At 71.6% G+C, this 20,054-nt stretch carries 17 protein-coding genes; 11 read left to right on the forward strand and 6 right to left on the reverse strand.

What is annotated here, in order from left to right; genetic code table 11:
• The 6 genes from AB0F04_RS10305 to AB0F04_RS10330 all read left to right on the forward strand — a co-directional run.
• A partial coding sequence (locus tag AB0F04_RS10305; protein ID WP_362039817.1) for a DUF3459 domain-containing protein occupies positions 1-428 on the forward strand: 428 nt, incomplete at its 5' end.
• On the forward strand, positions 425-2,125 hold the full coding sequence (gene treS / locus AB0F04_RS10310; RefSeq protein WP_362039818.1) for a maltose alpha-D-glucosyltransferase: 1,701 nt from the start codon (positions 425-427) through the stop codon (positions 2,123-2,125). The genes AB0F04_RS10305 and treS, both read left to right, overlap by 4 nt.
• Positions 2,126-2,316: 191 nt before the next feature.
• A complete protein-coding gene (locus tag AB0F04_RS10315) occupies positions 2,317-3,759 on the forward strand; it encodes a maltokinase (protein ID WP_362039820.1) in 1,443 nt (480 codons plus the stop codon).
• 28 nt (positions 3,760-3,787) lie between these two features.
• Positions 3,788-6,706, forward strand: coding sequence for a 1,4-alpha-glucan branching enzyme (glgB, locus tag AB0F04_RS10320; RefSeq protein ID WP_362039822.1), 2,919 nt, complete (start codon positions 3,788-3,790; stop codon positions 6,704-6,706).
• A gap of 241 nt (positions 6,707-6,947) precedes the next feature.
• Positions 6,948-7,493, forward strand: coding sequence for a hypothetical protein (locus AB0F04_RS10325; RefSeq protein ID WP_362039823.1), 546 nt, complete (start codon positions 6,948-6,950; stop codon positions 7,491-7,493).
• Positions 7,490-7,900, forward strand: coding sequence for a hypothetical protein (locus tag AB0F04_RS10330; protein WP_362039824.1), 411 nt, complete (start codon positions 7,490-7,492; stop codon positions 7,898-7,900). Before AB0F04_RS10325 ends, AB0F04_RS10330 begins: the two co-directional genes overlap by 4 nt.
• A 37-nt stretch (positions 7,901-7,937) precedes the next feature.
• Here the strand turns inward: AB0F04_RS10330 and AB0F04_RS10335 are convergent, their stop codons facing one another.
• The 4 genes from AB0F04_RS10335 to AB0F04_RS10350 all read right to left on the reverse strand — a co-directional run bounded on the left by AB0F04_RS10335 (position 7,938) and on the right by AB0F04_RS10350 (position 11,646).
• Complete coding sequence (locus AB0F04_RS10335) at positions 7,938-10,169, reverse strand: ATP-dependent DNA helicase (RefSeq protein WP_362039825.1); 2,232 nt, start codon at positions 10,167-10,169, stop codon at positions 7,938-7,940.
• A 171-nt stretch (positions 10,170-10,340) separates the two neighbouring features.
• Positions 10,341-10,673, reverse strand: a complete 333-nt coding sequence (locus AB0F04_RS10340; RefSeq protein WP_362039827.1) for a thioredoxin family protein — start codon at positions 10,671-10,673, stop codon at positions 10,341-10,343.
• 5 nt (positions 10,674-10,678) lie between these two features.
• Positions 10,679-11,107 carry a MerR family transcriptional regulator gene (locus AB0F04_RS10345; RefSeq protein WP_362039829.1) on the reverse strand — a complete coding sequence of 143 codons (429 nt, stop codon included), beginning with the start codon at positions 11,105-11,107 and terminating at the stop codon, positions 10,679-10,681.
• Positions 11,108-11,136: 29 nt separating this feature from the next.
• Complete coding sequence (locus AB0F04_RS10350; protein ID WP_362039831.1) at positions 11,137-11,646, reverse strand: Lrp/AsnC family transcriptional regulator; 510 nt, start codon at positions 11,644-11,646, stop codon at positions 11,137-11,139.
• Positions 11,647-11,691: 45 nt separating this feature from the next.
• Between AB0F04_RS10350 and AB0F04_RS10355 the strand changes: the two genes are divergently transcribed.
• On the forward strand, positions 11,692-12,603 hold the full coding sequence (locus AB0F04_RS10355) for an NAD-dependent epimerase/dehydratase family protein (protein ID WP_362039832.1): 912 nt from the start codon (positions 11,692-11,694) through the stop codon (positions 12,601-12,603).
• 1 nt (position 12,604) lies between these two features.
• Positions 12,605-13,519, forward strand: coding sequence for an aldo/keto reductase (locus tag AB0F04_RS10360; RefSeq protein WP_362039834.1), 915 nt, complete (start codon positions 12,605-12,607; stop codon positions 13,517-13,519).
• 59 nt (positions 13,520-13,578) lie between these two features.
• Here AB0F04_RS10360 and AB0F04_RS10365 read toward each other — a convergent pair whose 3' ends face one another.
• Entirely contained in the window at positions 13,579-15,261 is a 1,683-nt protein-coding gene (locus AB0F04_RS10365; protein WP_362039835.1) for a DHA2 family efflux MFS transporter permease subunit, read from the reverse strand.
• Between the two features lie 111 nt (positions 15,262-15,372).
• Between AB0F04_RS10365 and AB0F04_RS10370 the strand changes: the two genes are divergently transcribed.
• Positions 15,373-15,987, forward strand: a complete 615-nt coding sequence (locus tag AB0F04_RS10370) for a TetR/AcrR family transcriptional regulator (RefSeq protein WP_362039837.1) — start codon at positions 15,373-15,375, stop codon at positions 15,985-15,987.
• Positions 15,988-16,066: 79 nt separating this feature from the next.
• Here the strand turns inward: AB0F04_RS10370 and AB0F04_RS10375 are convergent, their stop codons facing one another.
• Positions 16,067-17,464, reverse strand: coding sequence for a cation:dicarboxylase symporter family transporter (locus tag AB0F04_RS10375; protein ID WP_362039839.1), 1,398 nt, complete (start codon positions 17,462-17,464; stop codon positions 16,067-16,069).
• Between the two features lie 198 nt (positions 17,465-17,662).
• Between AB0F04_RS10375 and AB0F04_RS10380 the strand changes: the two genes are divergently transcribed.
• Together AB0F04_RS10380 and AB0F04_RS10385 are read left to right on the forward strand one after the other, a co-directional pair.
• Positions 17,663-19,336: a sensor histidine kinase gene (locus AB0F04_RS10380; protein ID WP_362039841.1), complete on the forward strand. Its 1,674-nt coding sequence runs from the start codon at positions 17,663-17,665 to the stop codon at positions 19,334-19,336.
• Positions 19,333-20,022, forward strand: a complete 690-nt coding sequence (locus AB0F04_RS10385; RefSeq protein ID WP_362039843.1) for a response regulator — start codon at positions 19,333-19,335, stop codon at positions 20,020-20,022. Before AB0F04_RS10380 ends, AB0F04_RS10385 begins: the two co-directional genes overlap by 4 nt.
• The last annotated feature ends 32 nt before the right edge of the window (positions 20,023-20,054 follow it).

Raw genomic sequence — 20,054 nt, forward strand, 5'->3', positions numbered from 1 at the left:
AGTACCAGCTGCGCCACCGCGACTGGGAGGCCGCCGAACGCGAGGGCCGCACCATCGCCCCGCTGCTGACCCGGCTCAACACCGTCCGGCGCGAGAACCCGGCCCTCCAGCAGCTGCGCGACCTGCACTTCCACCACGCCGACCAGGAGGCGGTGATCGCCTACTCGAAGCGGAAGGGTTCGAACACGGTTCTGGTGGTCGCCAACCTCGACCCCCACCACACCCAGGAGGCCACGGTCTCGTTGGACATGCCGCAACTCGGCCTCGACTGGCACGAGTCGGTGCCGGTGCGCGACGAGCTCACCGGCGAGACCTACCACTGGGGCAGGGCCAACTATGTGCGCCTCGAACCGGGCCACCGGCCCGCGCACGTCTTCACGGTTCTGCGACCGTCCACCCCGGAGATCGGAGGGTCAGCCACAACATGATCGTCAACGAACCCGTTCCGGACACCTTCGAGGACACTCCTGCCAGGGACCGTGACCCGGAGTGGTTCAAGCGCGCCGTCTTCTACGAGGTGCTCGTCCGCTCGTTCCAGGACAGCAACGGCGACGGCGTCGGCGACCTCAAGGGCCTGACCGCGAAACTCGACTACCTGCAGTGGCTGGGCGTCGACTGCCTGTGGCTCCCGCCGTTCTTCAAGTCCCCGCTGCGGGACGGCGGCTACGACGTCTCCGACTACACGGCGGTGCTGCCGGAGTTCGGTGACCTCGCGGACTTCGTCGAGTTCGTCGACGCCGCGCACCAGCGCGGCATGCGCGTGATCATCGACTTCGTCATGAACCACACCAGCGACCAGCACCCGTGGTTCCAGGAGTCGCGCAAGGACCCCGACGGGCCCTACGGCGACTACTACGTGTGGGCGGACGACGACAAGCAGTACCAGGACGCGCGGATCATCTTCGTCGACACCGAGGCCTCCAACTGGACCTACGACCCGGTCCGCAAGCAGTACTACTGGCATCGTTTCTTCTCCCACCAGCCGGACCTCAACTACGAGAACCCGGCCGTGCAGGAGGAGATGATCTCCGCGCTGAAGTTCTGGCTGGACCTGGGCATCGACGGTTTCCGGCTGGACGCGGTGCCGTACCTGTACCAGCAGGAGGGCACGAACTGCGAGAACCTCCCGGCCACCCACGACTTCCTGAAGCGGGTGCGCAAGGAGATCGACGCGCAGTACCCGGACACGGTGCTGCTGGCGGAGGCCAACCAGTGGCCCGAGGACGTCGTCGACTACTTCGGCGACTATCCGAGCGGCGGCGACGAGTGCCACATGGCGTTCCACTTCCCGGTCATGCCGCGCATCTTCATGGCCGTACGCCGCGAATCGCGCTACCCCGTTTCCGAGATCCTGGCCAAGACCCCGGCCATCCCCTCGGGCTGCCAGTGGGGCATCTTCCTGCGCAACCACGACGAGCTGACGCTCGAGATGGTCACCGACGAAGAGCGCGACTACATGTGGGCCGAGTACGCCAAGGACCCCCGCATGCGTGCCAACATCGGCATCCGCCGCAGGCTCGCCCCGCTGCTGGACAACGACCGCAACCAGATCGAACTGTTCACGGCCCTGCTGCTGTCCCTGCCGGGCTCGCCGATCCTGTACTACGGCGACGAGATCGGCATGGGCGACAACATCTGGCTCGGCGACCGGGACGCGGTGCGCACGCCGATGCAGTGGACGCCCGACCGCAACGCGGGGTTCTCCTCGTGCGACCCGGGCCGGCTGTTCCTGCCCACGATCATGGACCCGGTCTACGGCTACCAGGTCACGAGCGTCGAGGCGTCGATGTCGTCGCCCTCGTCGCTGCTGCACTGGACCCGCCGCATGATCGAGATCCGCAAGCAGAACCCGGCCTTCGGACTGGGCTCGTACACCGAGCTGCCCTCGACGAACCCGGCCGTACTGGCGTTCCTGCGCGAGTACGAGGACGACCTGGTGCTGTGCGTGAACAACTTCTCCCGTTTCGCGCAGCCCACCGAGCTGGACCTGAGCGCCTTCGAGGGGCGGCACCCGGTGGAGCTGTTCGGCGGGGTCCGTTTCCCGGCGATCGGCGAGCTGCCGTACCTGCTGACCCTCGGGGGGCACGGGTTCTACTGGTTCAGGCTCCGCAAGGAGAGCATGTGAGGCCTGGAAAGGCCTGTTGAGGCCCGATCCGCGGGACGGGCCGCAAACCCCGGCGGCGGGGCGTTTCCTCCGCCCCGCCCGGGGCACGCATCAGTAACACCCCGCCCGCCCGCGTGAGCCGGAGGGGCGCCGTCCGGGGCCGCTCGCAGGCGCCGGAGGCGCACCACACATGGGTGAAAGGACGCGACGCCATGTCGGAAGCCGTCACACGCACCGTCACCACCCCGCCCGGCCTTCTGTCCTCCCTGGATCCGCTGCTGCGGGAATGGCTGCCGCGGCAGCGCTGGTTCGCGGGCAAGGGGCGGCCGGTCACCGGGTTCACGCTGGTCGAGGCCACCGAGCTGCTCCCGGCCACGTCCAAGCTGGGGCTCTACCACCTGCTCGTCCGCGCCCGTCAGCCCGTCACGCCGTCCCACGGGGCGCCGGATCACCCCGGTGACTGCTACCAGCTGCTGATAGGCGTGCGCGAGGCGCTGCCGCCTCGGCTGGCGCCCGCGCTGATCGGACACGTGCCGACGGGACCGCTGGCCGGCCGGACCGTCTACGACGCACTGCACGACACCCGGCCCGCCGAGCTGCTTCTGGAGGCGCTGCGCGCCCAGGCCCGGGTCGGACGGCTCCGCTTCGAGCGCGACCCCGGCCAGGACATCCGCTCCGGGCTGGTGCCACGCGTGGTGACCGCCGAGCAGTCCAACTCGTCGATCATCTACGGAGATACGTTCATCCTGAAGCTGCTCCGCCGGATCGTGCCCGGGGTCAACCCCGATCTGGAGCTGCCTCTCGCGCTGGCCCGGGAGAACTGCCCCCGGGTGCCCGCGCCGACGGCCTGGATGGTCGCGGACATCGCCCCCACGGCCGACCCGGTCGTCGCGGCGGGCCCGGGCGACCTCGCCGGCCGGCCGTACGTCCTCGGGGTGCTCCAGCCGTTCCTGCAGGGCGCCTCCGACGGCTGGGAGCTGGCGCTGCGCGAGCTGGCCAAGGGCGAGGACTTCGGCGCCGAGGCACGGGCACTGGGGCGGGCCACCGCCGAGGTGCACACCGCGCTGGCCCGGGCGTTGCCGACCGTCACACTCGGTCACACGCAGCTCGAGCTCATGGTCGGCGGCATGATCGAGCGGCTGGAAGCCGCCGTCCAGGCGGTGCCCGCGCTGCGGCCGTACGCCCGCGGCCTGCGGTCGGCGTTCACCGCGCTGGGCGATCTGGCCGCCGAGGGCCGCACCTGGACCGCGCAGCGGGTGCACGGTGATCTGCATCTGGGGCAGTGCCTGCGCTCGCCGTCCGGCGAGTGGCGGCTGATCGACTTCGAGGGCGAGCCGGCCCGGCCGCTGGCCGAGCGCCGCATGCCGCAGCCGGCGGTACGTGACGTCGCCGGCATGCTGCGGTCCTTCGACTACGCGGCACGCTCGGCCGACCCGCCCCAGCCGGACTGGGCCGAGACCTGCCGCTCCGCGTACTGCTCCGGCTACGCGGAGGCCTCCGGCCGCGATCCGCGCACCGACCCGGTGCTGCTGCGGGCCTACGAGACGGACAAGGCGATCTACGAGGTGGTGTACGAGGCCCGGCACCGCCCCGACTGGCTGCCGGTGCCCCTGGCCGCCATAGACCGGCTCGCCGCGACCGGCCACCTGACCTGACCGACCCCTCGCCCTGGAGGCTCCGCCCGTGACCCCCCGCCCTGAGTCCAGCGGTTCGCGTCCCAAGGGGACCGCCGGGGAGAAGATCCCCGAGCAGCCCACGGCCGCCCAGCAGAAGAGCGCCGCGAAGAAGACGGCGGTGCCCAAACAGGCAGCGGCGAAGAAGACGGCCCCGGCGAAGGCGACCGCCAAGAAGGCCGCCGCCGGCAAGACCACCGTCGCCAAGACCGTGGCCGGGATGGCGGCGACGAAGAAGGCTCCCGCCAAGAAGACGCCGGCCGGACAGCCCTCGTCGGAGAAGGCGGCGGTCGTGAAGAAGACCGCCGTCAAGAAGACGGCTGTGAAGAAGACCGCCGCGAAGAAGACCGCGGCCAAGACTGCCGTCAAGAAGACCGCTGCCGAGAAGGCCACGGCGGTCAGGGCGACGGCGGCCAGGAACACCGCCACGAAAACCGCGGCGGCGGACGTCACGGCTGCCGGGTCTCCTGCGGCCGGGGCCACCGCGAAGAAGACCGCCGCGAAGAAGGCCACGGCGAAGAAGGCCGCCGCCACCAAGGCCACCGCCAAGAAGGCCACCGCCAAGAAGGTGCCCCCCGCCAAGGCCCCCGCGAAGAAGACCGCCGCGGTCAAGAACACCGCGTCCAAGGTGCCCGCGGAGACCCTCCCGAAGAAGAGCGCGGCCAGGAAGGCCCCGGCCCCGGAGGCACCCGCCGACCGGGCCGCTGCCGCCCAGGTCGTTCCGCCGGAGATGGAAGTCGCCGTCTCGCCCGCCGTCGCCGCGGCGGACCGGGAGCGGCTGCTGGGCGGCACGCACCACGACCCGCACTCCGTGCTCGGCGCGCACCCCGTGCCCGGCGGCGTCGCCTTCCGGGCGTTCCGGCCGTACGCCCTGGGGGTGACCGTCGTCGCCGGGGAGCTGCGGGCCGAGCTGCACGACGACGGAGAGGGGTTCTTCTCGGGGCTGCTGCCGCTGCGCGAGGTCCCGGCGTACCGGCTGATCGTGGAGTACGAGGGCACGGTCCTGGAGACCGAGGACGCCTACCGCTTCCTGCCCACCCTGGGCGACCTCGACCTGCACCTGATCGGCGAGGGCCGGCACGAGGAGCTGTGGACGGCGCTGGGTGCGCACCCGATGACCCACCAGGGTGTGACCGGCACCCGGTTCGCGGTCTGGGCGCCGAACGCGCGCGGGGTGCGTGTGGCCGGCACCTTCAACTTCTGGGACGGCACCGGGCACGTCATGCGCTCGCTGGGCTCGTCCGGGGTGTGGGAGCTGTTCCTGCCGGACATCGGCGAGGGCGAGCTGTACAAGTTCGAGATCACCCGCCCCGACGGCTCGAAGACGCTGCGCGCCGACCCGCTGGCCCGCCGCACGGAGGTACCGCCCGCCACCTCGTCGGTGATCACGTCCTCGCGGTACGAGTGGGGCGACGCCGACTGGGTGGCCCGGCGCGCGGACGTCCCCGCGCACGAGGCGCCGTTCTCGGTGTACGAGATCCATCTGCCGTCCTGGCGGCCCGGTCTGACGTACCGTCAGCTGGCCGAGCAGCTCCCCGGCTACGTGAAGAACCTGGGCTTCACGCACGTCGAGCTGATGCCGGTCGCGGAGCATCCGTTCGGCGGCTCCTGGGGCTACCAGGTGACCGGCTTCTACGCGCCGACGGCCCGGCTGGGCACGCCGGACGACTTCCGGTACCTGGTCGACAAGCTGCACCAGGCCGGCATCGGCGTCCTCATGGACTGGGTGCCGGCGCACTTCCCGCGCGACGCCTGGGCGCTGGCCGAGTTCGACGGCCGGCCCCTGTACGAGCACGAGGATCCGCTACGGGCCGCACACCCGGACTGGGGCACCCTGGAGTTCGACTTCGGCCGCAACGAGGTGCGCAACTTCCTGGTCGCGAACGCCGTGTACTGGTGCGAGGAGTTCCACATCGACGGCCTGCGCGTGGACGCCGTCGCCTCGATGCTCTACCTGGACTACTCGCGTGAGGCGGGTCAGTGGACGCCCAACGAGCACGGCGGCCGGGAGAACCTGGACGCGGTGGCGTTCCTGCAGGAGATGAACGCGACGGTGTACCGCAGGGTGCCCGGCGTGGTCACGATCGCCGAGGAGTCCACCGCCTGGGACGGTGTCACCCGGGCCACCCACCACAAGGGCCCGAGCGGCTTCGGCGGGCTCGGGTTCGGGCTGAAGTGGAACATGGGCTGGATGCACGACTCGCTGCAGTACATGAGCCACGAGCCGGTGCACCGCAAGTACCACCACGGGGAGATGACCTTCTCCATGGTGTACGCCTACAGCGAGAACTACGTCCTGCCGATCTCGCACGACGAGGTCGTGCACGGCAAGGGCTCCCTGGTGTCGAAGATGCCCGGCGACTGGTGGCAGCAGCGCGCCGGGGTCCGGTCCTACCTGGGCTTCATGTGGGCCCATCCGGGCAAGCAGCTGCTGTTCATGGGGCAGGAGTTCGCACAGGGCGCCGAGTGGTCCGAGGCGCACGGCCCCGACTGGTGGCTGCTGGATCCGGGGTACGGGGCGGAGCCCGACCACCGCGGGGTGCGTGACCTGGTCCGCGACCTGAACACCGTCTACCGGGCGACCCCGGCGCTGTGGCGCCTGGACACGGACCCGGCCGGTTTCGAGTGGATCGTCGGGGACGCCGCCGACGACAACGTCCTCGCCTTCCTGCGGCTGGACCCGGAGGGCGTCCCGGTGCTGGCGGTGTCCAACTTCGCGCCGGTCACCCGCCCGGACTACCGCCTGGGTGTCCCCGACGACGTCCCCGCCTGGCACGAGGCCGTGAACACCGACGCGGCCCGTTACGGCGGCAGCGACGTCACCAACCCCGACCCGGTCAAGCCCGAACCCGTGGCCTGGCACGGCCGCCCGGCCAGCATCCGCCTGACGCTGCCGCCGCTGGCGACGGTGTGGCTGCGGCCGGCGTAAGGAGCCGGGCAGGGGAAGGCACAAGGCGTGGACGGGAGCGGCTCACACCGCCGCTCCCGTCAGCGCGTGCGGGAGATGCCGATGGCGAGCGGGGGCAGCCAGTCGCTCCGCGCCGCCGCAGGCGGGGCCGAGCCGGTGGCCGGAGTACGATCCGGCGCGCGACTGGCTGCCCGAGCAGCCCGCGAACGCGCACCCGCGGCGGGGTGAGCCCGTTGCCTGTGACAGGGGTGTGACCGGAGGAGTGGCTTCCACCACTGCCCGCCCGGGGCCGGAACTGCTGGGGTGGCCGCATGGACACCACCTCGAAGGTTCCGCCGTGCTGACGGGGCTCGGAGTCTCGGTCGCCTGTGCCGTCGGCGCGCTCGTCGCCGCGGCCGGTGCCGTCGCGATGGCGCTTCCCGGCCGGCCCGAGCCGTGGCCCGCGCATCTGCTGCGCCGTGTTGCGGCGGCCGCCGCGTGGGGTGCGGCGGCCGTGTACGCGCTGGGGCTCTCCTCCGTGCTGGCGTCCGAGCACGCGTTCGGTGACGGCGCCGACTCGATCCCGGCCCCGGCCTGCCGCGACGGATTCGACGAGGCCACGCGGGACGGGCTGTCCCACCACCGGTCCTCGTACCTGCCGCTGCGCTTCGACTGCGTGCGCGAGGACGGCTCCGTCTACTCCAGTGATCCGGACTACGGGTGGATGAACGGGGCGAGCGCGTCCCTCGCCCTGACCGCCGCCCTGCTCGTCATCGGCGTGGGCTGCGCGAGCGAACTGCGCGCCCGGAAGGCGGCCGTGTCGTCATGACACTGCTCCCCGTCTTCGTCGTCCTGGTGGTGTGCTGGGTCTCGCTGCGGGGACTCCTGGCGCATCCGCTGCTGCCGCTGTGGGTGAGGACCTCGGTTTTCTGGTCGGTACCGCTCGGCGCCCTCACCTGGGCGTACATCATGGGGGCGGACGATCCCGTGCTGTTCCCGGAGACCGCTCCCTGCCCCCGGGAGCCGTACCTCAAGGGCGTCCTCGGGAGCGGAAAGGTCACGGGGGTCTCCACCCCCTTTCCGCCGCGGGCCTACTGCCTGTGGGAGGACGGCACCGTCTACGAGCTCGCGCCGGGGGCCGAGTTCCTCTTCTGGGTCTTCTTCGCCCTGACGGTCGTACCGCTCGCGGCCGGGCTGTGGCACGCCCTGCGGGATCCGAGGTCGCTGCTGCGGTAGGAGGGCCCCGTACCCGGGCGGGTACGGGGCCGCTCCATTACCCGAGCGCTGCCGCCAGGGGCTTCGGCAGCTTCCCGGTGTGCAGCACGCCCAGCCGCTGGGTGGCCCGGGTCAGGGCCACGTACAGGTCGCTGGTGCCGTACCGGCCGGGCTCGACCACGAGGACGGAGTCGAACTCCAGCCCCTTGGCCTGGCGGGGGTCGAGCAGCACCACCGTCTGCGTGAGGTCGGGTTCGGAGCCCGCCGTGACGCCGTCCAGCCGGGCCGCGAGGGAGCGGTGGAGGTCGCGCGGCGCGATCACCGCGAGCCTGCCTTCGGCCGGGACGAGCTCCCCGACCGCCGCGGCGACGGCGCCCGGAAGGTCGTCGGTGGCACGCGCCCAGGGGCGAACGCCGGTCGAACGGACCGAGCTGGGCGGCTCGAAGTCCGGGTGCTCGGCGCGCACCACGGCCGCGGCGACGTCCATGATCTCGGCCGGGGTGCGGTAGTTGACGCCCAGGCGGGTGTGCTCCCAGCGGTCCTCGACGAACGGCGAGAGGATGCCCGACCAGGAACCGACCCCGGCCGCCTCCGCCGTCTGGGCCGGGTCGCCGACCAGGGTCATCGAGCGGGTCGGGCTGCGCCGCATCAGCAGCCGCCACGCCATCGGCGACAGCTCCTGCGCCTCGTCGACGATGATGTGCCCGAACGCCCAGGTGCGGTCGGCGGCGGCGCGTTCGGCGGCACTGCGGTGGTCGTCCTCCTCGTGCCGCTCGGCGAACCGCTCGGCGTCGATGATGTCGTGCGCGGACAGCACCTCGGAGCTCTCGGGGTCGTCCTCCTCCTTGTCCTCGAACTCGTAGGTCCGGGAGGCGTAGGACACGTCGAGCACGCCCTGGGCGTAGGCGATCTGCCGCCGTCGCTCGCGCTCGGCGCGGTCGCGGGCGAGCCGGTCGTCGTCGCCGAGGAGCTCGGCGGCCTCGTCGAGCAGCGGCACGTCCGCGACCGTCCAGCGCCGGGTCACCGGGCGGCGTACGGCGTCGGCGTCCTCGGCCGTCAGGAACTCCTCGGGCGCGGCGAGGAGGTCGGCGACGAGCCGCTGCGGGGTCAGCAGCGGCCACAGCCGGTCGACGGCCGCCCAGACCTCGGGGTTCTCGGCGAGGTCGTCACGGATCTGGGTGATGTCGCTGGGGTCGAGCAGGCTGGACCCGTCGAAGGGGTCGGTGCCGATCCGCTCGGCGTACAGGTCGGTGAGGGCGTTGAGGATGTGGCCCTCGAAGTGCTCGCGGGCGGCGTTGTGCGGCAGCTTGGCGGCGCGGGTGCGTTCGCGGGCCATGTTGACCAGGCCGTCGTCGAGCATGAGGACCTCGCGGTCGTGCTCGATGGCGATCACGGGATCGGGCAGCGCCTGCCGGCTGCGCACGGCCTCGGCGAGCACGTCGGCCATGCCGGCACGGCCCTTCACCGCGGCCGCCTCGGGCGTGTCGGTCGCGGTCGCCTTCACCCCGGGGAACAGCTCGCCCACGGTCGCCAGGAGCACACCGGTCTCACCGAGGGAGGGCAGCACCTCACCGATGTAGCCGAGGAACGCCGGGTTGGGCCCGACGATCAGCACGGCCCGCTTGGCGAGCAGCTCCCGGTGCTCGTACAGCAGGTAGGCGGCGCGGTGCAGGGCGACGGCCGTCTTGCCGGTGCCCGGGCCGCCCTCCACCACCATGACGCCGCGGTGCGGGGCGCGGATGATGCGGTCCTGGTCGGCCTGGATGGTCTGCACGATGTCGCCCATGCGGCCGGTGCGCGCCGAGTTGAGGGCGGCGAGCAGTACGGCGTCGCCCGTCGGGTCCTCGTGGCCGGTGCGGGTCTCGTCACCGAGGTCGAGGATCTCGTCGTGCAGCTGGGTGACCCGGCGGCCGTCGGTGGCGATGTGCCGGCGGCGCCGGAGACCCATGGGGGTGTGCCCGGTGGCCAGGTAGAAGGGGCGGGCGACATCGGCGCGCCAGTCGATGAGCACCGGGGTGCGCTCGGCGTCGTCGGTGCGCAGGCCGATGCGGCCGATGTGGTGGGTGACGCCCGAGGTGAGGTCGATCCGGCCGAAGCACAGGGAGCCGTCCACCGCGTTCAGCGCGGCGAGCAGCCCGGAGCGCTCGGCGACGAGGATGTCCCGCTCGAGTCTGGCCTGCTGGGGCGTGTTGCCCTGCGCGAGCGCGTCCGCGACGGAGGTCTCGGCGTCGCCGCGCAGCGCGTCCACGCGCGCGTACAACCCGTCGATGAATTCCTGTTCCTGTCGCAATTCATCGTCCGGAAATTCGGTGTTTGACAATTCCGCTCCCGCCCGGATATACTGTGCTCACTGAACTTCACGTGACCGCAATCTGCTTGAAGTCACGAACAGACAAATATACGCAAGGAAATCCCCCGAGCGCAATTGCTCGGGGGATTTCCTGTTGTCCGGGCGGGTCGCCTACATCACGTCGGCCAGCTCCTCCAGCAGTTTCCGCTTGGCCCGTGCGCCGACCATCGACTTCACGGGCTCACCGCCCCGGAACACCATGAACGTCGGCATGGACAGCACCTTGTAGGCGTTGGTCGTCGCCGGGTTGGAGTCCACGTCGAGCTGCACCACCTTCAGCCGGTCGCCCTCCTCGGCGGCGAGGGCCTTGAGTACCGGCCCCATCTGCCGGCAGGGCGGGCACCAGTCGGCGGTGAACTCCACCAGCACCGGAAGCTGCGCGCGGATCACCTCCGCCTCGAAGTCCGCGTCCGTCACGTCGGTAACGCCGGTCACTGCGGCCATTTTCGTCACCATGGTTCCCCTCCCAGCTCGCACACGGGCTCCGGACCACCCGGAACCTCCGCCTCGGCGGCCAGCTCGGCCCGCGCCAGCTCGGCCCGCTCAAGTTGCCGTGCGACGGTCTCCCGCACGCCGGTCAGCTGGCCGATCAGCGCGTCGAGTTCGTCCAGCTTGCGCCGGTAGACCGCGAGCGATGCCGGGCACGAGTCTCCCTCGGGGTGCCCGGCACGCAGGCACTCCACGAAGGGCCGTGTCTCCTCCAGGTCGAACCCGAAGTCCTGGAGCGTCCTGATCTGCCGCAGCAGGCGCAGGTCGCTCTCGTCGTAATTCCGGTATCCGTTGCCGGTGCGCCGCGCGGGCAGCAGCCCGCGCGACTCGTAGTACCGCAGCGTCCGCGTCGTGGTTCCGGCCCGTGCGGCCAGCTCGCCGATTCGCATGCGCTCGAACGTAATCCTTGACCCCGGCGTCAAGGCAACAGCGGTTTCCGTTCCACCGGGGAGGTCAGCACGATCGACGTCGTGGTGCGGCCCAGCGCGGAGACGGCTTCCAGGACGTCCTCCAGATGGACGGTGTCCCGTACCGCGACCTTGAGGATCCAGCAGTCCTCCCCGACCACGTGGTGCACCTCGGTGATCTCGGGCCGCTCGATCAGCTCCAGGGTCCTGGGGTGCTTCAGGGTGTAACCGCCGTGCGGATTGACCCGGATGAACGCCTGGATGCCGTAGCCGAGCCGGGACGGCACGACGTGGGCGCCGTAGCCGCTGATCACGCCCGCCGCCTCCAGCCGCCGCACCCGCTCGGTGACGGCCGCGGGGCTCAGCCTGACCCGGCGGCCCAGCTCGCTGAGCTTGATCCGGCCGTCGGCCTGGAGCAGCTGGAGGATCTGCCGGTCCAGCGCGTCGAAGGCCACCGACGTTTCGTCGGCGACGGTCCGCGACTGCCGTGGTTCTTTCGGTGCGGCGGCCTGAACTCCCATGGTTCCCCCTTCAGAGCGTGGATGTACGCCGGGAGAATTATGGCCATGGAAAAGGCCCTGAACATCCTGGTTATCGGCGGCAATCGATACGTCGGAAAGCGTCTGATCGCACGGCTGCTCGCCGAAGGCCACCGCGTCACCGTCCTGAACCGGGGTTCCTCCCCGCCGCCCGCCGGGGTGGAGCACCTGTGCGCCGACCGGGACGACGAACGGTCACTGACCGACGCGCTCGGCTCCCGCGTCTTCGACGTCGTCGTCGACCAGGTCTGCTACACCCCGCGCCAGGCCGCGATCGCCCGCCGTGTCTTCACCGGCCGCACACGCCGCTACGTGATGACCTCGACGGTCGAGGTGTACGAGTACGAGGACTCCCCCGCTCTCGTGCGCGAGGAGGCCGTCGACCCGTCCACCGTCCCCGTCGACCTGGACCTGGCCTGGGACGACCCCGCGTTCGCGGAGGCGCATTACGGGGAGGGCAAGCGGCAGGCCGAGGCGGTTCTCGCGGCCGGACCGGAGTTCGAGTCCACGGTGGTGCGGGTCGCCCATGTGCTGGGCGGGAACGACGACTTCACGGGCAGGCTGGCCCACTACGCCGAGCGGATACGCACCGGCGAGCCGATCGCCGTGCCTGCGGTGAACCGGCCCGCCACCTATGTGTACGTGGAGGAGATCGCCCGGTTCCTGGCCTGGGCGGCGGGCGAGGACTTCACCGGGCCGGTGAACGCCGCCTCCTGCGGGGTGCTGAGCACCGAGGAGCTGTGCGTGGCGGTGGCCGCTCATGTGCCCGGCGGTCGGGTCCAGTTCCTGCCGGTGGAGGTCGGTGAGGTCTCGCCGTTCTCCTTCCGCCGTTCCTACGGCGTGGACAACGGCCGTGCCGCCCGGCTCGGTTTCACCTTCGGCGAGGCCCGCCAGTGGCTGCCGCATGCCGTCGCCGAGACGCTCGGGAAGGGCGCCTGACATGCGGTACAGGACACTGGGCGGACTTCGGGTGAGCGCGGTCGGGCTCGGCGCGATGCCGCTGTCCATCGAGGGCCGGCCGGACGAGGAACGCGCCCTGGCCACCGTGCACGCCGCCCTCGACGCGGGCGTGACCCTCCTGGACACGGCCGACTCGTACCATCTCCCGGGAGCGGAGCCCGGGCACAACGAACGTCTGGTCGCCCGGGCGTTGGCCTCCTACGGCGGTGACACCTCCGGCGTCCTGGTGGCGACGAAGGGCGGACGCGGCCGGCCGGCGGGCGGCGACTGGACGGTGAACGGCACGCCCCGTCACCTCAAGGCCGCCGCCGAGGCGTCGCGCAAGCGGCTCGGCGTGGAGGCGATCGGCCTCTACCAGCTGCACAAGCCGGACCCCGCGGTGCCGTTCGAGGAGTCGGTCGGCGCGCTGCGCGAGCTGCTCGACGCGGGCACGATCCGGCTGGCCGGTGTGTCCAACGTCGACGCGGACCAGATCCGCAGAGCCCGCGAGATCCTCGGCGACCGGCTGGTGTCGGTGCAGAACCGGTACTCCCCCGCCGTGCGGGACAGCGAACCGGCCTTGCGGCTCTGCGCGGAGCTGGGGCTGGCGTTCCTGCCGTGGAGTCCGCTGGGCGGGCTGGCCCGCAGCTCCCTGGACGGGCCGTCGCGCACGGAGGGGGAAGAGCGCTTCGCCGCCTTCCACGCGGTGGCGGCGGAACGCGGCGTCAGTCCCCAGCAGGTGGCGCTGGCCTGGCTGCTGGCGCGGTCCCCGGCGGTCGTCCCGATCCCGGGGGCGAGCCGGCCGGAGACGATCAGGGACTCGGCGGCCGCGGCGGACCTGCTGCTGACACCGGAGGAACGGACCCGGCTGGACGTGGCGGCCGGGGCGGCACAGGACGCTCGCGCGCACGGCTGAGGGAGCGCCCGGGAAGCCCCGCCCACCCGGCGAGCGGGCGGGCGGGGCTTCCCGCGGCCCTAGCGGGCCCCTGCGGACTCCGGTTCCCTGCTCTCCTCGTTCTCTTCGGCGGGTTCGGCCACCGTCTTGTCCTTGCCGGGCAGCAGCAGCGCCACCACCACCGTGCCGACGCCCAGGATCACGGCCCCGATGAGGCTGGTGTGCGCGACCGCGTCGGAGAAGGAGGACCCGACCGCCTCGGCCATCTGCTTGGCCCCGCCGCCGAGCTGCCCGGCCTGCGCCCGGAGCCGCTCGGCCTGCTGGGGGTCGCTGGTGTGCGCGGCCTGCTCGGTGAGCTGCCGGGCCTTGTCACCGATGCCCCGGGCGACGGCGTACCCCGCCCCGACGGAGTCCTGGGCCGTGGAGAGGGAGGACGCGGGGAGCTTGCTGCCGGCCGTCGCGTCCGAGAGGTGGCCGGAGTACGAGGTCGCCAGCAGCGAGCCGAGGATGGCGATGCCCAGCGAACCGCCGAGCTCCAGCGACGTGTCGTTCACCGCACCGCCGACACCCAGCTTCGACTCCGGGAACGCCCCCATGATCGCGTCCGTGCAGGGCGAGAGCGCGAGCCCGATCGACAGACCGAGGACGATCAGCGGCGCGACGAAGTCGCCGTAGGACGCGCCGGAGTCGACCCGGGTGAGCAGCGCCAGGGCCGCCGTGCCGCCGACCATGCCGGCCGTGACGGTCCACTTCATGCCGACCCGGGGGGTGAGGAAGCCGGTGAGGGCCGCCCCCGCGAACACGGCACCCGCCAGCGGGAGCATGCGCAGGCCCGTGTCCAGGGCGTCGTAGCCGAGGACGAACTGGAGGTGCTGCGTCAGGTAGTAGAAGGCGCCGAAGACCGCGAGGAAGAACAGGGCGACGGCGAGGTTGGAGCCGGCGAAACCGCGGTCGGTGAAGCGGCGGACGTCGAGCAGCGGACGCGGGTGGCGCAGCTCCCAGAGGACGAAGGCGACGAGCCCGGCTGCGGCGACGACCGCCGCGGTGACGGCCTTGACGCCCCAGCCGAAGTGCGGCCCCTCGATGATCATGTAGACCAGCGCGGCGATCCACACCACCGACAGCAGCCCGCCGCCGTAGTCGATGCGACCGCGGTCCGCGGCCCTGGACGGCGGTACGAGGACGAAGGCGCCGGCGAGGGCCAGGACGGCGACGGGGACGTTGATGAGGAACGTCGACGACCAGCCGTGGTCCTCCAGCAGCGCCCCGGCGACCAGCGGTCCGGCCGCGATGGCGAGTCCGGCCGTGGCGGTCCACAGGGTGATGGCCTTGGCGCGTTCGGCCCTGGGGAAGGTCGCGGCGAGCAGGGACAGCGTGGCGGGCATGATCATCGCAGCGCCCGCGCCCATCACGGCCCGGGCGGCGATGACCGTCGTGGAGCTGTCGGCGAGGTAGCCGAAGACGGAGCCGCCCGCGAAGACGACCAGACCGAGAACGAGCGCGCCCCGGCGGCTGTACTTGTCGCCGATCGCGCCGAGCAGCAGCATCAGCGCGGCGTACGGGACGGTGTAGCCGTCGATCACCCACTGCAGGTCCGCGCTGGACAGGCCGAGGTCCTCGGTCATGGCGGGCGCCGCGACGGTGAGGGCGGTGTTGGCCATCACGATGATCAGCAGGCTGAGGCAGAGCACGAGGAGCGCCCACCAGCGGCGCGGATAGGGGTGGTCCATCCTCTCGGCCGGTTCGTTCATGACGAGTCGCATGACAGGGGTCGCCTTCCCAGCTCGTGGTTGCACATGGCTGTGCATTTACACAACACTGTGCAATCTACGCCGTTGCACAGCACTGTGCAACTCGATGAGGGAAGGGGCACAATGACGTCCATGACCACGGGAACCAGCCGCGCCGACGCCAACCGCCGCCGCATCCTCGACGTCGCCCTGACCGAGCTGCTGCGCGACCCGGACGCGTCCATGGACCAGATCGCACGGGCAGCGGGCGTCGTACGGCGCACGGTGTACGGACACTTCCCGAGCCGCGAGGCGCTGATCAGCACGCTCGTCGACGAGGCCGTGGAGGCGCTGTCGGCCGCGCACGCGGCGGGTCGCGAGGACGTGCGGGAACCGGCGGAGGCGGTGGCGCGCTCGGTGCTGGCGGTGTGGGAGATCGCCGACCGCTACCGGCTGCTGGTCGCCCTTGCCCAGCGCACGGTCACCATGCAGGGCATCCGGGAGCGGCTCGCCCCGGTCCGGGACGCGAGCATCGGGCTGCTGCAGCAGGGGCTGGACGAGAACGTCTTCAGCTCGCCGCTGCCGGCTCCGGCCCTGGCGTACGTGCACGAGCAGATGCTGTTCGCCGTGATGGAGGCCGTGAACGACGGTCTGCTGGCAGCGCGAGAGGCGGGCCGCTGCGCCGCGGTCACCGTACTGACCGCGGCGGGCGTGCCCGCCTCGAGGGCCACCGAGCTGGTGGCGAAGCTGAACGCGTGAACTTCTCGATGTGTGGACCGGGCGGCTGAGTGACGGGGGGACACCCAGCCGCCCGGAATCCGTGGGGGCGGCGCGGCCGTCAGGCCTTCGCCAGCTCCTTCTCGCCGCCCTTCTCGGGCACCTCGGCCTCGACGTGGTCGTCGGCCGGGCCGCCGTGGCCGTCGTCCAGCAGCGTCTTCTCGTCGAAGGGCAGCTGACCGGCCAGGACCTGGCCCACCCGCTCCTTGTCGATCTCCTTCGTCCAGGTGCCGATCAGCACGGTGGCCACGGCGTTGCCGGCGAAGTTGGTCAGGGCGCGGGCCTCGCTCATGAAGCGGTCGATGCCGACGATGAGGCCGATGCCGTCCACCAAGGCCGGCTTGTGCGACTGCAGACCGCCGGCCAGCGTGGCCAGACCCGCACCGGTGACACCGGCGGCGCCCTTCGAGGCGACCAGCAGGAAGAGCAGCAGCGGGATCTGCTCACCGATCGACATCGGCGTACCCATGGCGTCGGCGATGAACAGCGAGGCCATGGTCATGTAGATCATGGTGCCGTCGAGGTTGAACGAGTAGCCGGTCGGGACGGTGATGCCGACCACCGGCTTGCTGACGCCCAGGTGCTCCATCTTCGCGATGAGCCGCGGCAGCGCGGACTCGGAGGAGGACGTGGACAGGATCAGCAGGAACTCCCGGCCCAGGTACTTGAACAGCGTGAGGATGTTCAGGCCGCAGACCACGCGCAGCAGGGCGCCGAGCACGATGAAGACGAACAGGAAGCAGGTCACGTAGAAGCCGAGCATCAGCACGGCGAGGCTCTTGAGCGCATCCAGGCCGGCCGAGCCGGTGACGGCGGCGATGGCGCCGAAGGCACCGATCGGGGCGGCCCACATGACCATGGCGAGGATGCGGAAGACGAGCCGCTGGATGTGCTCGATGCCCCGCAGGATCGGCTGGCCGGCCGAGCCCATGCCCTGCAGCGCGAAGCCCGCGAGGAGGGCGATCAGCAGGGTCTGCAGCACCGACTCGTTGGTGAAGGCCGAGACGATGGTCGTCGGGATGATGCCGAGCAGGAACTCCGTGGTGTCCTTGGCCTCGGAATCGACCTGCGCGTGACCGGCGTCCTTGATCGCGTCGGTGACCGCGAGGCCGGTGCCCGGCTCCAGGATGTTGCCGACGACCAGGCCGATGCCCAGCGCGACGAGCGACATCACCATGAAGTAGCCCAGGGCGATACCGCCGACGGCACCGACCTTGGCGGCCTTCCGTACCGAGCCGATGCCCAGCACGATCGTGCAGAAGATGATCGGCGAGATCATCATCTTGATCAGCGCCACGAACCCGGTGCCGATCGGCTTCAGCCCGACAGCGAAGTCCGGAGCGGCCAGGCCCACCGCGATACCGGCGGCGACCGCGATGATCACCGCGATGTAGAGGTAGTGCGTGCGGTCCCGCTTGGGTTTGCGTGCGGCAGGTGCCGTATCGGCTGCGCTGGTCACGGCGGCCCTCCTTGACGACGTCGTCGGCATCACCGGCGTGCGGCTCACGTCCGGGGAGACTCCGGGAAAACTCGGGAAACACCGAGCGGGGCTCCCGGAGATGCGTTATGGGGAATGCCGTGACTATGTCGTTCTCTGTGAGCGCGGTCACCCTTCCGTTCATTTAGTTCACAATCAGCCACGAGGCAGACTGACGACATGCGCTTCACCGTCCCCGGTCCCCGCAGTCTGGCGGGCCAGCTGTTCGCCATGCAGGCCGTGCTGATAGCGGTCGTCGTGGCCGGATACGCGCTGTTCTCCTACGTCAGCGACCGCAGCCAGGCGGAAGAGGCCGCGACCCGGCAGGCCAGGGCGGTGGCGCGGTCCGTCGCGGACTCCCCGTCGGTGCTGGCGGCGACACACACCCCCGACCCGACGGCCGAGCTCCAGCCCTACGCGCTGAAGGTGATGCGGGACACCGAGGTCGACTTCATCACGATCATGGATCCGCGGGGCATCCGCTGGACGCACCCCGACCCCCGGCAGATCGGCCAGACCTTCCGGGGGCACACCGAGCGGGCCCTGAAGGGCGAGACCTTCACCGAGACCTACACGGGCACGCTCGGCCCGTCGGTCCGCGCGGTCACCCCGATCCAGGACGGCGGCAGGGTGGTCGGCCTGGTCAGCGCGGGGATCCGGGTCGAGCAGATCACCCAGCGGGTCCAGGACCAGCTGACGGCCCTGCTCGGCGTCGCGGTCGGCGCGCTGGTGCTGGGCGCGGTCGGCACGTACGTCGTCAACGCCCGGCTGCGCCGCCACACCCACGGCATGAACGCGACCGAGCTCAGCCGGATGCACGACTACCATCAGGCCGCCCTGCACGCCGTGCGCGAGGGGCTGCTGATGCTGGACGGGCAGTACCGTGTGGCGCTGATCAACGACGGAGGTCGGGAGTTGCTCGGCGTGGCCGGGGACGTGGTGGGCAGGTCGGTGGCGGAGCTGGGGCTGCCCGCCCCGCTGACGGGCGCCCTGCTGGCCTCGGAGCCACGGGTGGACGAGGTGCACCTCACGGCGTCCCGGGTGCTGGTGATCAACACCTCGCCGGTGTCGGGCGGTGAGCGGCGCGGTACCGTCGTCACCCTCCGCGATGTCACCGAACTCCAGTCGCTGATGGGCGAGTTGGACTCCGAGCGGGGCTTCACACAGGCGTTGCGCTCGCAGGCGCACGAGGCGGCGAACCGGCTGCACACGGTGGTCTCGCTGATCGAGCTGGGCCGGTCGGAGGAAGCGGTGGAGTTCGCGACGGCCGAGCTGGAGCTGGCCCAGGCACTGACCGACCAGGTCGTGGCGGCGGTGAGCGAGCCGGTGCTGGCGGCGCTGCTGCTGGGCAAGACGGCCCAGGCGAACGAGCGGGGCGTGGAGCTGATGGTGTCGGAGGACAGCAGCCTGGACGACGGTCTGCTGCCGGAGACCCTGCCGGCGCGGGACCTGGTGACCATCCTCGGCAACCTCATCGACAACGCCGTGGACGCCGCCCAGGGCAGCGCGCGGGCCCGGGTGACGGTGGCGGCTTACACCCGCGACTGCGGCGACTGCCCGGAGCTGGTGCTGCGGGTCTCGGACACGGGGCCGGGCGTGGACCCCGAGCACGCCGAGGCGGTCTTCCAGCGCGGCTTCTCGACGAAACCGGCGGGACCGGGCGGGCGGGGCCTCGGACTGGCGCTGGTCCGGCAGGCGGCCCAGCGGCACGCGGGCTCCCTGACGGTCGCGGAGGCCGACGGCGGCGGCGCCGAGTTCGAGGTACGGCTGCCGCTTCGGCAGCCGGGGACACCCGCGGACACCGTGCCCTCCGGGGCCGCCCCGGTGGCCAGAGGCGCTGGAGGCGACGCATGACGAGCAGCGAGAAGGCCATCCGTGTCCTCGTGGTGGAGGACGACCCGGTCGCCGCCGACGCGCACGTCCTGTACGTCGGGCGGGTGCCCGGGTTCGTGGCCGTGGGCAAGGCGCACACGGGCGCCGAGGCCCGCCGGGCCCTGGAGCGCACCCCGGTGGACCTCCTCCTGCTCGACCTGCACCTGCCGGACGTGCACGGACTGCACCTGGCCCGCTCCCTCAGGGCGGCCGGTCATCACGCGGACGTGATAGCGGTGACGTCGGCCCGCGACCTGGCCGTCGTCCGCGAGGGCGTCTCCCTCGGGGTCGTGCAGTACGTCCTCAAGCCGTTCACCTTCGCGACCCTGCGCGACCGCCTCGTGCGCTACGCCGAGTTCCACGCGGCCGTCGGCGAGGCGAGCGGCCAGGACGAGGTGGACCGCGCGCTCGCGGCCCTGCGCGCGCCGGGCCCGGCCGCGCTGCCCAAGGGACTGAGCGCGCCGACGCTGGAACGGGTGACGGTGGTCCTGCGCGACAGCGCGGAGGGCCTGACGGCCGCCGGAGTCGCCGAGGCCGTGGGCATCTCCCGCATCACGGCCCGCCGTTACCTGGAACACCTGGTCGACGCGGGCCGCGCCGCGCGCCGCCCGCAGTACGGCACGGTGGGACGACCGGAGCTGCAGTACCGCTGGGTCACAGGGCAGTGACGGCCCGTCAGCCGGGACGTCGTGATCCACTG

The sequence above is a fragment of the Streptomyces sp. NPDC029041 genome (assembly GCF_040637515.1).
In the GTDB taxonomy this organism is placed as follows: domain Bacteria; phylum Actinomycetota; class Actinomycetes; order Streptomycetales; family Streptomycetaceae; genus Streptomyces.